The sequence below is a fragment of the Bacillus sp. FSL L8-0358 genome, from assembly GCF_038593095.1.
In the GTDB taxonomy this organism is placed as follows: Bacteria; Bacillota; Bacilli; order Bacillales; family Bacillaceae; genus Bacillus; species Bacillus subtilis.
The window spans coordinates 2310064-2324721 of record NZ_CP151962.1; the positions used below are offsets into that span (position 1 = coordinate 2310064).

Consider the following 14658-nt stretch of genomic DNA (forward strand, 5'->3'; position numbering starts at 1 on the left):
CAAATCTCCTTAATTACAAAGCGCTTTGCTTTTTGATAAGTGCTTTGTTAAGCGAATCGTTGTTCCCATTTCAGGCGATGAATCGATACTGACATCATCCATGAAATTTTCCATAATGGTAAAGCCCATTCCAGAGCGCTCAAGCTCAGGCTTAGTCGTAAATAGAGGCTGACGGGCTTCTTCAAGATCTGTAATGCCTAAGCCTTCATCACGAATAGTCATATATACGACATGATCTTCCAGCGTCACTGAAATGTAAACTTTCCCTTCACAGTTCTCTTCATATCCATGGATAATCGCATTTGTGACAGCCTCTGACACGACTGTTTTGATTTCAGTCAGTTCATCCATTGTCGGGTCCAGCTGAGCTATAAATGAAGCAACTGTCACACGGGCGAACGATTCATTCTGACTGAGGGCAGAAAACTCAATGTGCATTTCATTTTTCATGATGCCACCCCCAGTGTCAGGAGCGCCTGCTGTTCAGATTGTTCAAATCGGATAATTTTAAACAGACCCGACATATCAAACAATCGCTTCACCGCAGGAGAGATAGCGCAAACGACCATTTCCCCGCCAATTTGCTTAATTTGCTTGTATCTTCCTAAAATAACGCCAAGCCCCGAGCTGTCCATAAAGGAAAGGTCCTCCAAGTTCAGCACGATATGGCGAATATCATCCTTCTCCAATGATTGAGTCACTTTTTGCTTCAGGGTTTCAGCCGTATGGTGATCGAGTTCGCCTGTTAATCGAATACAAAGCACAGATTCTTTGACATTCATGTCAATTCCAAGGCTCATGCTCATTCCTCCTTGATATGATCGGATAATGAGTGTTTCGATTTCGACGGAATGAATTCCTTCACCGTGACAAAACTAGTGGTCATTCGGCATAATTACTTAAATTTTGTCCAGTCTCCCATCGTCCGCTTCAAGAATGTGATAAACCCGGCTTTCTTCATATCTTCTTTTGCAGCAACAGGACTTTCAGCGAGTACTTCTCCATCCTTTTTCAGAACAAGAGTGCCAAGCTCTTGGCCTTTTTGAATCGGAGCACTAATATTGTCCTTCATCTTGATTTCTTTTTTCACATCGTTCATATCCTCGCCTTTTTTCGTCAATATTGAAATCGGCTCAGATGTAGTGAGTTCGATAAATTTTTGTTTCCCTTTTTTGACCTTTACTTTTGCTACTGTTTCATTTCGTTTATATAAAGGATGCGTTTCATACTGGCTAAAGGCGAAGTCAAGCATTTTTGTCACTTGCGCGTTTCTTTCTTTAGGCGTGCTCGCTCCGAATACAACCGCTATGGCCCGCATGTTTCCTTTTTTAGCCGAAGCAGTCAGACAATATTTCGCTTCGCCTGTATAGCCTGTTTTTACGCCGTCTACACCAGGATAAAATTTGATAAGGCGATTTGTATTCACAAGCCAAAACTTTTTATCTGTATTTTCACGCAGATAATCTTCATACGTGCCGGTAAACTTCGTAATTGATTCGTATTTCAATAATTCCTTAGCCATGATTGCCATGTCATAAGCAGAGCTGTAGTGTCTTTCCTCGGTCAGTCCTGTTGGGTTTTTAAAGGATGTATTTTTCAATCCCAGCTCTTTTGCTTTTTTGTTCATTTTCTTCACAAATTCTTCTTCAGAGCCGGAAATAAATTCAGCCATGGCGACGGAAGCGTCATTTCCCGAAGCGATTGCGATGCCTTTCAGCATTTCTTTGACAGTCATTTCTTCGCCGGGCTCAAGGAATATCTGTGAGCCGCCCATTGACGCCGCATGCTCGCTTGTACGGACCTTATCACTCATTTTGATTTTGCCTTTATCTAAAGCTTCCATAATCAAAAGCATCGTCATAATTTTCGTCATGCTTGCAGGCGCCAGTCTCTCATTGCTGTTCTTGTTGTAAAGCACTTTTCCCGTGTCACGTTCTATCAGCACCGCAGACTTCGCTTCATGAGCAAGCTCCGATGTACGTTTTCCGTCTTGTTTTGCAAATGCAGACGGTGCAAATGTAAGCAGCATTATACCAATCAACAAAGTGGATAAAAGACGTTTCATCTCAAAAGCCCTCCATTTCATAATCCTTTTTATTTTTTCCAAGCGGGATGGTTTTATACGCCACTGATGGAAAATGTTTCGAATTTTGGGCATAAAAAAAGACAGCTGTGTGATATCAGACACAGCTGTCTTTTGGTCCTGCATTGATTCATATTTATTCGTACTGAGCGACGATCGCTTTAACAAGCTTTAAGAATCCAGCTTTTACTTTTTCGGTCACTTCCATAACTTCATCGTGACTTAAAGGCTGATCCAGAATTCCGGCTGCCGCGTTAGAGATGCAGGAAATGCCAAGAACCCGCATTCCCGCATGATTCGCCACAATGACTTCCGGAACAGTAGACATGCCGACAGCATCAGAGCCCATCGTTCTTAAGAAACGGACTTCTGCCGGTGTTTCGTAAGAAGGTCCTGTCACAGCAGTGTACACGCCTTTTTGAATTGGGATATTAAGGTCTTTCGCAATCTTTTCAGCCAGGCTGGATAGATCTTTGTCATAGGCTGAAGACATATCTGGAAATCTGGCGCCGAAATCAGCTTCGTTTGGCCCGATTAACGGGTTTGTTCCCATAAAGTTGATATGATCGGTAATAATCATTAAGTCTCCCGCACGGAATTCAGTGTTGACACCGCCTGCGGCATTTGTCACGATCAACGCTTCCACACCGAGCGCTTTCATCACGCGTACAGGGAATGTGACTTTCTCCATTGAATAGCCTTCATAAAAATGAAAGCGGCCCTGCATTGCAATGACGGAAACTCCTTCAAGAGTGCCAAGCACAAGCTGTCCGGCATGCCCTTCAACAGTAGATACCGGGAATTCAGGTATGTCTTCATATTTCAGCTTGACCGGATTTTCGATTTCGTCCGCCAAAATGCCAAGACCTGAGCCTAAAATAAGGCCGATCTTCGGAGATTCCGGCAGGTTTTGTTTAATAAAAGCGGCTGCGCGTTCAATTCTGTCCTTCAAGAAACAGTCCCCCTATTGTAATAAAGATAAAAAGCTTTTCCCGTATTTCGGTTTATTCGTTTGGAAATTATCAGCGATCGTTGCGCCGATATCAGCAAATGTATCAGCAAGCGGCAGCATTTGCGCTTTCTTATGTTTTTTGCTGTAGGCGAGAATCGGCACATACTCGCGTGTATGGTCAGTCCCATGATGAATCGGATCATTGCCGTGGTCGGCTGTAATAATTAACAGATCGTCTTCTCTCATTTTTTCAAACACTTCCGGAAGCCGTGCATCAAATTCTTCAAGCGCGCGTCCGTAGCCTTCAGGGTCACGGCGGTGTCCGAATAACGCGTCAAAATCAACAAGGTTCGCAAAGCTGAGACCCGTAAAGTCTTCTCCCAGCGTATCGATCACCTTGTCCATTCCGTCCATATTAGAAACCGTTCTGCGTGAAGAAGTAATGCCTTCTCCGTCGTAAATATCAGAGATTTTACCGATTGAAATCACATCTAAGCCGCTGTCTTTCAATTCATTCATGACAGTACGGTCAAACGGCTTCAGCGCATAATCATGGCGGTTTGGCGTCCGTTTGAATTGACCCGGCTCTCCGACGAACGGCCGTGCAATAATGCGGCCAACCATATATTTCGGATCAAGCGTCAGCTCTCTCGCCGTTTCGCAAATGCGATACAGCTCCTCAAGCGGCACAACCTCTTCGTGAGCGGCAATTTGCAGAACAGAGTCAGCAGACGTGTAAACAATTAAAGCCCCTGACTCCATGTGCTCCTGACCAAGCTCATCCAAAATCGCTGTGCCGGAAGCCGGCTTGTTTCCAATAATTTTGCGGCCAGATCTCTTTTCCAGCTCTTGAAGCAATTCATCAGGAAAGCCTTCCGGGAACACTTTAAACGGTTTATCAATGTATAAACCCATAATCTCCCAATGGCCAGTCATCGTATCTTTGCCGTTTGACGCTTCTTGCATTTTTCCATAATAGGCAAGCGGATGTTCTGTTTTTTCTACACCTTTGATATCTTCGATAAGACCAAGGCCGAGCTTTGCCATATTCGGCATATGTAATCCGTTCATATGCTCGGCAATATGACCGAGCGTATGAGCGCCTTCGTCATTAAAGTCAGCGGCATCCGGCGCTTCGCCGATTCCGACTGAGTCCATCACAATTAAAAACACACGATTATATTTGTATGCAGGCATCTTGAAAGCCTCCTTTTTTTCTATACGTCTATTGTATCGCTAAGAGGTCTGACAACTCAAGTATAAACCGTTTTCATTCCCGTTGACAATGTATTTGAAAATAATGAGAAACTTCAATATTTTCTGTCGATCTAAACAAAAAAGCCGCAGCCACCCTGCGGCTATGCTCGCGGATGAAACTGCTTGTACACATCCTTCAGCCTTGTTTTCGTCACATGCGTATAAATTTGCGTCGTGGATATATCCGCATGACCGAGCATTTCCTGCACCGCTCTTAAATCTGCCCCGTTCTCAAGCAGATGCGTCGCAAAGGAATGCCTGAGCGTATGCGGAGTCAGCTCTTTCTTAATGCCGGCTTCCAACGCGATTTTTTTCAGGTTCTTCCAAAATCCCTGGCGGCTGATCTGTTTGCCGTGATGATTTAAAAAGAGGGCGTCAGATACATTGTTCTTTAACAGTTTTCCCCTGGCTTTTGTCATATATTCCTCAATGGCGGAAGCGGCGGCTTCACCAATTGGCACAATCCGTTCTTTTCTTCCTTTGCCAAAGCATCGGATAAACCCCATAGATAAATGAACATCTGCCGTTTTCAACTCAATCATTTCACTGACTCGTATGCCTGTCGCATAAAGCAGCTCCAGCATTGCTTTATCCCGATAGCCGAATGGGCTCGTCAGCTTAGGCGTGTCCAATAATCGCTCGACTTCATTGAGTGCGAGCACCTTTGGAAGCGCCCGTTCCGTCTTTTGTGTTTCGATATGAACGGAAGGGTCCTTATCCGTTGCTTTTTCCCTGAGCAGAAATTGATGAAAAGAGCGAATGGATGCCAAATGCCGCGCCGATGTCTTGCCGGATTTCCCCGAGTCCTTCAAATGCTTTAAGTATTGGATAATATGTATGCGGGTAACGTGATTCCAATCCGTAACATGAAGGGTTTCTGTTAAGTAGAGAGAATAGCTTTTCAAGTCACGTTCATAGGATACGATCGTATTTTGAGAGAGCCCTCTCTCTACCATAACGTAGTGGATGAAATCCTTTATTTGATCTTTCACTCTTGATCTACTCCCCGTTTTGGTAAAAAAAGATCAACCGGTCGAACCATCCGCCTTTTTCATCCTGATCCATTTCAACAACTTTTACAGCGGAGCCTTCCGGTTTATCATACCGATGATAGTTTTCATACTCTTGATTCACCCATATCATAGCATAATAGAACAAAGCGGTAAAACCGGTAAACAGGATGAAAACTTTCAATGCATCGACAGCTGTTTTCAGGAATCTTCCCATGTCCTAATCGATCCTTTCCTATGGTTCCAGTTATATAAACCATATGCCAAATCAGAAAGGTTTTATACATAGAAACAGCAAAAAACCCTTTCCCCATGAGAAAAGGTTCGCGCTCGGCACCGACTATTCAGTTTCTTTTCCGTTACAGCGGTGGCAAATGCCGTGAAACGTCAATCTATGATCTTTAATCTTAAATTTCCAATCACGTTCAATGATTTCTTCCACGTCTTCAAGCAAATCTTCTTCAATTTCATCAACGGCTCCGCACTCCATGCACACCAAGTGGTGATGAAAGTGAGCTGCGCCCTCTTTCCGAAGGTCGTAACGGGACACACCGTCTCCAAAGTTAATTTTATCTACGACTTTTAATTCAGTTAATAATTCAAGCGTACGGTATACTGTAGCGAGACCGATCTCAGGAGATTTCTCTTTTACGAGGAGGTATACATCTTCTGCGCTTAAATGGTCTTCTTCGTTTTCAAGCAGCACTCTTACTGTCGCTTCACGCTGTGGCGTAAGTTTATAGCTGGATGAGTGCAGTTGTTTCTTAATTCGATCAATACGGTTTTCCATGTCTTTCCCTCCTACGCCGCATTCCATGACTCATTATAACAAAATACGCGCAGAGTTCCAACTATAATTATTATAAACTGATAAATAAAACGGTTTTCTTTTAATAATGATTTTAAAAAAGTCTAGATGTAAGCTTTTCCATTAAAACAGGAGATAAGTATGCTTCAAAGAGAGATGAGATCAGCGCTAAAAACAGAATGACCAGCAGCACAAAGGCATACCGCCCGAACCATTGAATTGGCGCGTCATGCAGGCTTCGTTTCACGAACAGCTGTCTGATTAACTTTAAAGAAAACGCAATTGCACATGTGCCCATAATGAGATAAGCCGGAATCAGCAGCACATTTTGCGGCAAAACGGAGACAAATGATAGGAAAAACCCGCTTACTCCCATCTGATTGACTAAAAACCCGACAGTAAAGCCGACGACGATCCCTTTCAGAAAGATCATAATGAAAATAATCGGCATCCCAATGACGGAAATTCCCAGTATCCACATCAGGCCTAAATACTTTGCATTATGAAAGATACTTTGCCCAAACATATCAGCTGAACTTGCCTGTTTTCCATCCGAAAGCTGTCCAAAAAATTGACTTAAGTAGTAGTATAAATCTTCTTTCTGGCTGATGGTCATACTGTTGACAATAATCGCGCCAAAGATGACACCCATGAAAAATAGCACTGACACAAATATATAAAGAGAGAGATGATCTTTGACATGCCTGAGAAACATGTCCTTATAAGAGATTTTTCGCATACCGTTTCCTCCCGCCCGCTCTAGTGATTTGATTTAATAGATTGTATGAAAGAAACAGAAAAACATGCCCTTTTTCAAAAAGAAACGATAGAGACGAATGCTAGGCGGCTTTTTGGGGCACAAAAAAATCCTTATCATCAACTGCTGTATGATCATAAGGATTCTTATGCTTCCGTTTATTCAAAATCTCTTTTTTGCTTTTTGTCATTCTTTCATGTGTGCTAAAAGATGGTGTGCTGCCTCTTGATAATAAGACGTCACGTCCGCCGTTTCTCAATCGATGCTCCCGCTTCTTTTTCGCTTGGCTTTTTGCCATGTGATCACTCCCTTTTTTATTTTCATAGTAATGATAACAAAATTGAGCAATGATAAGAAAAAAACAGCACCTGCTATGACAGGTGCTGTTTTTTCTTAAAATATCCATTCTTCTGTAATAAAATAAAAGAAAGACTTCAAAAGGACGGTGTCTTTCCCATGTTCCACACAAGAAATTCTTCTCAAAACGCAGCCGAATTTGTTCTTCTCGACCAACTTGTCGAAGAGGATCATCTGCTTCGAAAAATCGATAAATACATAGACTTCTCTTTTATCATTGAAAAGGTTAAGCCTTACTACAGTGAAAACAAAGGCCGCCCCTCACTTGATCCGCTGATTTTATTCAAAATGATGTTTATCGGATACCTCTATGGTATCCGTTCAGAAAGACAGCTCGAAAAAGAAATTTACTACAATATGGCGTACAGATGGTTTCTCGGATTGAACATAAACGATCCAGTTCCGCACCACTCCACCATCAGCTGGAACAGACGCACACGTTTTAAAGATACAACCATCTTCCAAGATATTTTTGATGAGATCGTTCTTCAGGCCATCAATCATGACATGGTGGGCGGACGTGTCCTATTCACCGATTCCACTCACCTTAAAGCCAATGCCAACAAGCATAAATACACAAGAAAAACGATTGAACAGGATACACAAAACTATATCAAAGATTTAAATGAAGCCATCCAAGAAGATCGAGAGGAACACGGAAAAAAGCCACTAATAGTCAAAGAGGAGGTGAAAGCTGAAAAAGAGATCCGCCACAGTACAACTGATCCCGAAAGTGGATATCTGTATCGCGAAAACAAACCAGAAGGTTTTTTCTATTTAGATCACCGCACAACTGATATGAAATACAACATTATCACCGATGCCCACGTCACACCGGGAAATGTCCATGATTCTGTGCCTTATCTTGACCGATTAGATCACCAAATCGCACGATTTGGTTTTCAAGTAGAAGCTGTCGCCCTTGATTCCGGATATTTAACAGCTTCTATCTGTAAAGGATTATCTGACCGTCATATTTTTGGCGTCATTGCCCACAGACGATATCACCCTACTAGAGGCTTGTTTCCAAAATGGAAATTTCATTACGACATTGAAAAAGACAGGTACATTTGCCCGAACCAGCAAACACTCACATACTCAACAACTGACCGAAAAGGATACAGGTCATATAAATCACATCCTGAAACATGTTCCTCATGCCCTTTTCTTGAAAACTGCACAAAATCAAAAAAACATCAGAAAGTCATCACCCGGCATGTATGGGAAGACCAAAAAGAAAAGATCAGGCAAAATCGCTTGTCTGTTTCAGGAAAAAACCTCTACAAAAAAAGAAAAGAAAAAATAGAGCGAAGCTTTGCAGGATGAGGGGAAAACGGAATGTGAGCGAACAAGTTCTCCTCACAGCCGCATGCCAGAACATGAAGAAGATTGCCACATACCTAGCCAAGCAAAGCTAGGTATGTGGGAGCTCTTTTTCTGTTATTGAAATCAGCTGAATACCTAAAGAAACAGCACACAACAAAAAAGCTTGTAGAAAAAACATCGTTTTCTCTACAAGCTGAGCACCTGCTACGACAGGTGCTGTTTAGCTACATTTATTTCACTGCTGTAAGAGCTGCATGCTCGACAGCTGCTGCTACCGCATGATGGACTTTTGAATCAAGCGGCTGAGGGACCACATCACCTTGTTTTGTGCAAGCTGCGATAGCCTCTGCTGCTGCTACAAGCATATCATGATTAATTTCCCTGCTTTTTGCATTAAGCGCTCCTCTAAAAATTCCCGGAAAACCGAGTACATTATTGACAGAACGCCCGTCAGCTGCATATGCGGCGCCAGCCTGCAGTGCGGCCTCCGGCTCAATTTCCGGCTTCGGATTCGATAAAGCCAAAATCACTTGACCAGAACGTACAAATGCCGGTTTTATTAAACCCGGAACGCCCGTTGTAGCAATGACAATATCACATGTTTTCATGAGCTCCTCAATACTGGAAACTGCCTGTCCGCCGTATTGTTCGAGACGGTTCATTGCTGACTCTGATTTGTCTGTTCCGTATACAGCATTCACACCATAAGCCATGAACATCCGGCAGATGGCCACGCCTGCTGCGCCAAGGCCGATTTGCCCCACTTTCGCTTCCTTCAGGTCAACCCCCGCACTCCTGCATGCCGAGATGGCAGCTGCCAGCGTCACTACAGCTGTACCATGCTGGTCATCGTGCATAACAGGAATGTTCAGCTCCTCTTTTAGGCGATCCTCGATTTCAAAACAATGCGGCGAACCGATATCCTCAAGAAGGATGCCGCTAAAGCCCGGAGAAATATGTTTTACTGTTTTGATGATTTCTTCAGGATCACTCGTATCAAGCAGTATCGGAATGCCGCTAATACCCGCCAGCTGATCAAACAAAGCAGCCTTTCCTTCCATGACAGGCATGCCAGCCACAGAGCCGATATTTCCAAGGCCTAAAATTGCGGTTCCATCTGTTACAATTGCAACAGAATTGCTGATCGTTGTATAAATAGAAGCTTTTTCAGGTTCTTTTTCGATCAGTCGGCACACGTCTGCAACACCTGGTGTATAGACACGTCCCAACTCTGCCAGTGAACGGATCGGCATTTTGCTTTTCATTTGAATTTTTCCGCCTTCATGTGCGGACAGGACTTCATCAGATACGGTGTGAAGCCTGATCCCTTCTCCGAGTGCCTGTACAGCCGCGATCACTTCCTGAAGCTGTTCTTCATTCTCCACTTGAACGGTAATATTCCGCATTGTGTAATTGGGTCCGACTTTTACCGTCTCCACTTCACCAATATCTCCGCCCAGAAGGCCGATTGCCGTAGCCACCCTTCCAAGATTTCCGGGAACCGAAGGCGTTTCGATCATCAGTGTCCGAATCATGTGTTTCGCTATCATTCAGTGATCCTCCCCTATTAGCCTAGTTTTTCGGCTTTAACTGTATTGTTTTTCGTATACCATATAAATTTTCCTGTATAACCATAGATAATTGCAAGACCTATTGCTACAAAACTGAGCCACATAAACGGCAGATAAGAGAAGGTAGAAACACCTAAAATACCAGCCATGTAAATCCCATTATCAGACCAAGGAACCATCCCCGAAGTCAATGTTCCCCCGACCTCTGAGTTACGTGATAACACTCTTCTGTCCAGATGTAAGCGATCATAGCTGTCTTCCATAATTTTCGGAGTCAAAATAAGGGATACATACATCGCACAGCCGAAGATGTTTGCTAAAAACGCTACGATCAGCGTAGATAATGTGACATTGCCGGCTGAAGTTAATTTCTTTTCAAACGTTGAAACAATGACTTTTAACACGCCGAGTTTCTCAAGCAGACCGCCAAAACCAAGGCCAAAGATAATGACGACAAGAGAATCAAGCATACCGACAATTCCACCGCGGTTTAACAAGCCGTTCAAAAATTCAACATCAGTTTTAATAGAGAAGCCGTTGTACGCAGTTGCAATCGCATGGGCAATATCCATTCCTTGGAAAACAACAGCCCAGATTGCACCGAGTAAAGCGCCAATTACGATAACCGGCATAGATGGCTTTTTCATCGCCAATAAGACTATGACGACAACTGCCGGGATCAGCATCCAAATATGAATGTCAAACGTGTTTTGCAAAGATGATTTTAAGAATTCAACTTTATCAAGATCGATATTTTTCCCGCCGTACATAAATCCAACAACTGTAAAGAGTATAGCTGTAATGACATAAGCAGGTATTGATAAATAAAGCATTGCTCTCACGTGAGCCAATACATCGACTTTTGATAGTGAAGAAGCTAGAACTGTACTGTCAGACAGCGGAGACAGCTTGTCCCCGAAATAAGCACCTGAAAGAATAGCTCCCGCTACAAGAGGAAGCGGAATGCCTAAACCCTCTCCAATTGCGATCATGGCAATGCCGGCAGTTCCGACTGTTCCCCATGACGTTCCTGTTGCCACAGACATAATGGAACAAATAATTAACGTTGCCAGTAAAAAGATACTTGGGTGAATAAATTCCAGTCCGTAATAAATCAAAGTCGGCACAACGCCTCCGGCAATCCATGTTCCGATGAGCGCACCAACTGAAACGAGAATCAGTACGGCTTCAAGGCCATTTGATATCCCATGTACAATCGCATTTTGCAAATCTTTATAAGAATAACCGAGTCTTATACCTAAAAGCATTGCAATAAACCATGAAACAAAAAGCGCCAGCTGTATCGGCAAGTCGAGAAAGACTGTAAACGATAGAACAAGTGCTAAAAATACTCCTAGTACAATAATAATTTCAAATAGTGTTGGCAATCTTACATCCTTCAAAAGAAGTCCCCCTTCATGTAAAAGCTAAAACGCTTTCAATATATAGTGCAACACGTATACTATACTTCCTCATCCCTATGTTGTAAACAGCTTATTCATCCGACTATTCGGAGATGAATAAGCTGCATTTCGCACAAATTTTATTTTTCTAATAGTTCTTTCCCTGCGATACCTGGTTTGGTCATCTCATATGGGTTTAAAATAATATCCAATTCTTCTTCAGTCAGCACATCATGCTGCAGACAAAGATCCCGGACAGATTGCCCTGTCATAATTGCTTCCCGGGCAATTCTGGCTGCCGCTTCATACCCAAGATGCGGATTGACTGCAGTGATCACTCCAGCGCTTTTTTCTACATATTGCTTCAACCGCTTTTCGTTAGCTTCGATGCCTTTTAAGCAATGATCAGTGAACGAACGGAAGCCGTTGTTCATGATGCTGATGGATTGAAGCAAATTAAAGACAAGCACGGGCTCCATGACGTTCAACTCAAGCTGGCCGGCTTCTGAAGCAAGGCAGATTGTATTGTCGTTTCCGATAACCTGGAACGCAATTTGGTTGATCAGCTCCGCCATAACCGGATTGACTTTCCCCGGCATAATAGATGAACCCGGCTGACGTGCAGGCAGAGAAATTTCCGCAAGTCCGGCGCGCGGTCCCGACGCCATTAAGCGCAGGTCGTTTGCGATCTTCGACATGTTCATCATGCAGACTTTTAATGAAGCTGATACCTCTGTATAGGCATCTGTATTTTGTGTCGCATCAACAAGATGATCAGCGCCGACAAGAGGAAGCCCGCTAATATCAGCAAGGTGCTTTACTACCTGTTTGATATATTCAGGATCAGCGTTCAGCCCTGTACCAACAGCAGTTGCGCCCATGTTGACTTCATACAGGTGCTGGCGCGATTGCTTGATTCGTTTGATATCACGCTCGAGAACACGGCTGTAAGCTTCGAATTCCTGGCCAAGACGGATCGGAACCGCATCTTGAAGGTGTGTCCGGCCCATTTTAATAACAGAGTCAAACTCCTGTGCTTTTTGCTTAAACACACTATACATATCTTCCATTGTTTTCAGCAGTTTTTCTAAGAGCTTCAATGTTGAAATATGAATAGCAGTCGGGAACACGTCGTTCGTAGACTGTGACATGTTCACATGTGTGTTTGGACTTAAATGGATATAATCTCCCTTTTTATGTCCCATGATTTCAAGCGCCCGGTTTCCGATAACCTCATTCGCGTTCATGTTCATAGAAGTTCCGGCACCGCCCTGAATCGGATCGACGATAAACTGATCGTGCCACTTGCCTTCCAGAATCTCGTCAGCGGCTTGTACGATAGCTTGGCCAATTCCTTCATACAGCCGTTTCACGTCCATGTTGGCAAGAGCCGCGGCTTTTTTTACAATCGCCAGTGCGTTAATCATTTCCTCATGGATTTTGTATCCTGTGATCGGGAAATTTTCAGAAGCACGGAGCGTCTGAATTCCGTAATAAACATCTGCTTCAATTTGTTTTTCCCCAAGGAAGTCTTTTTCCACGCGATATTCTTTTTGGCCGTTTAACATAATCTTTAACCTTCTTTCTCTTTGCTGGTTATCGTTTTTACATTTTACAGGACAACGTCATCAGCTATCGGCGTTTCCATAATTCTCTTGACGACAGGAAGATCCGAAGACTGACCTAGCGCCCACATCAATTTTGGCACAATTGCTTCTGTGTTCATATTTCTTGATCGGATAATTAAGTCTTGGTTGACTCTGCGGCCAACTTCGTAAATGCTCATGTCTTCGCCTTCTTCAAGACATTGAGTCGTAATGACGACGACAATGCCGCTTTCGATCAGCTCATTCACTTTTGACAAAATGTCCCTGCCTTCAAACGGCACCCCTCCGCTGCCATAACTCTCAATGACAATCCCTTTATACAAGCTTTTAAGGGCATCAAACATTTCGGGCTTTAAGCCTGGATGCAGCTTCAGCAGACATACATCTGTGCATAGTGAAGTGTCAACTGTGAAGGTGTCGTTCTCAGGTTCCGTTACTTGTTTGTTGTATTCGATCCCGTCTTCATTGATAAAAGCGATATATGGGTAATTGATGCTTTCAAATGCGTCGTAGCTTTTCGTTCTTAATTTGATCGCACGCGTTCCCTGAATGACTCTGCCGTCAAATACAACATAAACGCCGCCCACGCCTTCACAGGCAAATCGAATGGCATCTGTAATATTTTTTTTAGCATCGGTTTTTTGGAACGTGATCGGAATCTGCGAGCCGGTGATGACAATCGGCTTTTTGGCATGCTGCAGCATATACGATAGTGCGGCAGATGTATAGGCCATTGTATCTGTACCGTGAGTAATAACAAACCCGTCATAGGCATCATAATTTTCCTTAACGGCTTCCGCTATTTCCACCCAGTATTCAGGCTGCATATTGGTGCTGTCTATATTCATAAGCGACTGAGTTTCCATTGTGTAATCGTTATCAAGTTTTGATACGTAACTTAATAATTCATCAGCCTTGACTCCGGGAGCCAGCCCATTTTCCCCTTCAACTGAAGCAATCGTTCCCCCAGTTGTCAACATCAATAATTTTTTCATACCATGCACCTCTTCACTGTATCTAAAGATGGGTTGCGAGAAGGTATTCGCTTTTCGCATACTTTTAATGCAATTATAGACACGGAAAATAAAATACGCAAGACATTATTATTCAATTCGCGTACACTTCCTAATACCTATATGATATAATCAGCTCAAGGTGAAAAAGGAGCGGAAGTTCATGAATCTAGATCGTTTAACTGAATTGAGAAAAAAGAAAAATTGGTCGCTTCAATATACAGCTGACCTTCTCGGTATCGCAAAAAGCACATATGCCGGCTACGAGTCAGGCTACCGACGGCCTTCACTTGAAGCGCTTGCCATGCTGGCTGACCTCTTTGACACAACCTGCGATGAACTTTTAGGCCGCGAGAAACAAAAGCAGACTGCTCCTCAGGCCATAGAATTGGCCACGTGGAGCAGCCTTGACTTTACCATTTCTGTTGATGGCCAGCCGCTGAGTGAAGATGAAATCATCCAGCTGATTACCTTTATACGCACAAAAAGAAAAGTACAGGAGGAACTGAGTTAA

The 14658-nt window shown here is 43.3% G+C and carries 15 protein-coding genes and 1 pseudogene; 2 read left to right on the forward strand and 14 right to left on the reverse strand.

Annotation, left to right across the window (positions count from 1 at the left end):
* Nucleotides 1-9: 9 nt before the first annotated feature.
* The 10 genes from spoIIAB to NYE49_RS11775 all read right to left on the reverse strand — a co-directional run bounded on the left by spoIIAB (nt 10) and on the right by NYE49_RS11775 (nt 7165).
* A complete protein-coding gene (gene spoIIAB / locus NYE49_RS11730) occupies nt 10-450 on the reverse strand; it encodes an anti-sigma F factor (RefSeq protein WP_014477237.1) in 441 nt (146 codons plus the stop codon).
* Nucleotides 447-800, reverse strand: coding sequence for an anti-sigma F factor antagonist (gene spoIIAA / locus NYE49_RS11735; RefSeq protein WP_004398633.1), 354 nt, complete (start codon nt 798-800; stop codon nt 447-449). The genes spoIIAB and spoIIAA overlap by 4 nt, the downstream gene beginning before the upstream one ends.
* 95 nt (nt 801-895) lie before the next feature.
* Entirely contained in the window at nt 896-2065 is a 1170-nt protein-coding gene (dacF, locus tag NYE49_RS11740; protein ID WP_047182831.1) for a D-alanyl-D-alanine carboxypeptidase DacF, read from the reverse strand.
* Between the two features lie 154 nt (nt 2066-2219).
* Nucleotides 2220-3035 carry a purine nucleoside phosphorylase I, inosine and guanosine-specific gene (locus tag NYE49_RS11745; RefSeq protein WP_003230447.1) on the reverse strand — a complete coding sequence of 272 codons (816 nt, stop codon included), beginning with the start codon at nt 3033-3035 and terminating at the stop codon, nt 2220-2222.
* 12 nt (nt 3036-3047) lie between these two features.
* Complete coding sequence (gene deoB / locus NYE49_RS11750; protein WP_047182832.1) at nt 3048-4232, reverse strand: phosphopentomutase; 1185 nt, start codon at nt 4230-4232, stop codon at nt 3048-3050.
* 161 nt (nt 4233-4393) lie between these two features.
* The gene (gene xerD, locus NYE49_RS11755) at nt 4394-5284 is read right to left on the reverse strand and encodes a site-specific tyrosine recombinase XerD (protein ID WP_047182833.1); all 891 of its coding nucleotides are present in this window, start codon (nt 5282-5284) and stop codon (nt 4394-4396) included.
* Between the two features lie 7 nt (nt 5285-5291).
* The gene (locus NYE49_RS11760) at nt 5292-5519 is read right to left on the reverse strand and encodes a YqzK family protein (protein WP_003230440.1); all 228 of its coding nucleotides are present in this window, start codon (nt 5517-5519) and stop codon (nt 5292-5294) included.
* 123 nt (nt 5520-5642) lie between these two features.
* Nucleotides 5643-6092 (reverse strand): ferric iron uptake transcriptional regulator, encoded by a 450-nt coding sequence (fur, locus tag NYE49_RS11765; protein WP_003223972.1) that lies wholly within the window; start codon nt 6090-6092, stop codon nt 5643-5645.
* A 112-nt stretch (nt 6093-6204) separates the two neighbouring features.
* The gene (spoIIM, locus tag NYE49_RS11770) at nt 6205-6849 is read right to left on the reverse strand and encodes a stage II sporulation protein M (protein WP_004398593.1); all 645 of its coding nucleotides are present in this window, start codon (nt 6847-6849) and stop codon (nt 6205-6207) included.
* A 100-nt stretch (nt 6850-6949) separates the two neighbouring features.
* Nucleotides 6950-7165, reverse strand: a complete 216-nt coding sequence (locus NYE49_RS11775) for a hypothetical protein (RefSeq protein WP_015384016.1) — start codon at nt 7163-7165, stop codon at nt 6950-6952.
* Between the two features lie 158 nt (nt 7166-7323).
* Here NYE49_RS11775 and NYE49_RS11780 point away from each other — a divergent pair.
* Nucleotides 7324-8642: pseudogene (locus tag NYE49_RS11780) on the forward strand (IS1182 family transposase).
* Between the two features lie 138 nt (nt 8643-8780).
* Here the strand turns inward: NYE49_RS11780 and NYE49_RS11785 are convergent.
* From NYE49_RS11785 to ansA, 4 genes are all read right to left on the reverse strand, one after another.
* On the reverse strand, nt 8781-10100 hold the full coding sequence (locus NYE49_RS11785; protein ID WP_015384017.1) for a malic enzyme-like NAD(P)-binding protein: 1320 nt from the start codon (nt 10098-10100) through the stop codon (nt 8781-8783).
* Nucleotides 10101-10117: 17 nt separating this feature from the next.
* Nucleotides 10118-11524: a malate-H+/Na+-lactate antiporter MleN gene (gene mleN / locus NYE49_RS11790; protein ID WP_014480178.1), complete on the reverse strand. Its 1407-nt coding sequence runs from the start codon at nt 11522-11524 to the stop codon at nt 10118-10120.
* Between the two features lie 140 nt (nt 11525-11664).
* Nucleotides 11665-13092 carry an aspartate ammonia-lyase gene (gene aspA, locus NYE49_RS11795; protein ID WP_047182834.1) on the reverse strand — a complete coding sequence of 476 codons (1428 nt, stop codon included), beginning with the start codon at nt 13090-13092 and terminating at the stop codon, nt 11665-11667.
* Nucleotides 13093-13136: 44 nt separating this feature from the next.
* The gene (gene ansA, locus NYE49_RS11800) at nt 13137-14126 is read right to left on the reverse strand and encodes an asparaginase (protein WP_015384018.1); all 990 of its coding nucleotides are present in this window, start codon (nt 14124-14126) and stop codon (nt 13137-13139) included.
* Between the two features lie 181 nt (nt 14127-14307).
* Here ansA and ansR point away from each other — a divergent pair, with 181 nt between their 5' ends.
* Nucleotides 14308-14658 carry an HTH-type transcriptional regulator AnsR gene (gene ansR, locus NYE49_RS11805; RefSeq protein WP_004399024.1) on the forward strand — a complete coding sequence of 117 codons (351 nt, stop codon included), beginning with the start codon at nt 14308-14310 and terminating at the stop codon, nt 14656-14658.

What these genes read in the sequence shown, in the direction of transcription:
- spoIIAB (WP_014477237.1), bottom strand. Translation starts at nt 450, where the DNA reads ATGAAAAATGAAATGCACATTGAGTTTTCTGCCCTCAGTCAGAATGAA.
- spoIIAA (WP_004398633.1), bottom strand. Translation starts at nt 800, where the DNA reads ATGAGCCTTGGAATTGACATGAATGTCAAAGAATCTGTGCTTTGTATT.
- dacF (WP_047182831.1), bottom strand. Translation starts at nt 2,065, where the DNA reads ATGAAACGTCTTTTATCCACTTTGTTGATTGGTATAATGCTGCTTACA.
- deoB (WP_047182832.1), bottom strand. Translation starts at nt 4,232, where the DNA reads ATGCCTGCATACAAATATAATCGTGTGTTTTTAATTGTGATGGACTCA.
- NYE49_RS11760 (WP_003230440.1), bottom strand. Translation starts at nt 5,519, where the DNA reads ATGGGAAGATTCCTGAAAACAGCTGTCGATGCATTGAAAGTTTTCATC.
- fur (WP_003223972.1), bottom strand. Translation starts at nt 6,092, where the DNA reads ATGGAAAACCGTATTGATCGAATTAAGAAACAACTGCACTCATCCAGC.
- spoIIM (WP_004398593.1), bottom strand. Translation starts at nt 6,849, where the DNA reads ATGCGAAAAATCTCTTATAAGGACATGTTTCTCAGGCATGTCAAAGAT.
- NYE49_RS11775 (WP_015384016.1), bottom strand. Translation starts at nt 7,165, where the DNA reads ATGGCAAAAAGCCAAGCGAAAAAGAAGCGGGAGCATCGATTGAGAAAC.
- NYE49_RS11785 (WP_015384017.1), bottom strand. Translation starts at nt 10,100, where the DNA reads ATGATAGCGAAACACATGATTCGGACACTGATGATCGAAACGCCTTCG.
- aspA (WP_047182834.1), bottom strand. Translation starts at nt 13,092, where the DNA reads ATGTTAAACGGCCAAAAAGAATATCGCGTGGAAAAAGACTTCCTTGGG.
- ansA (WP_015384018.1), bottom strand. Translation starts at nt 14,126, where the DNA reads ATGAAAAAATTATTGATGTTGACAACTGGGGGAACGATTGCTTCAGTT.
- ansR (WP_004399024.1), top strand. Translation starts at nt 14,308, where the DNA reads ATGAATCTAGATCGTTTAACTGAATTGAGAAAAAAGAAAAATTGGTCG.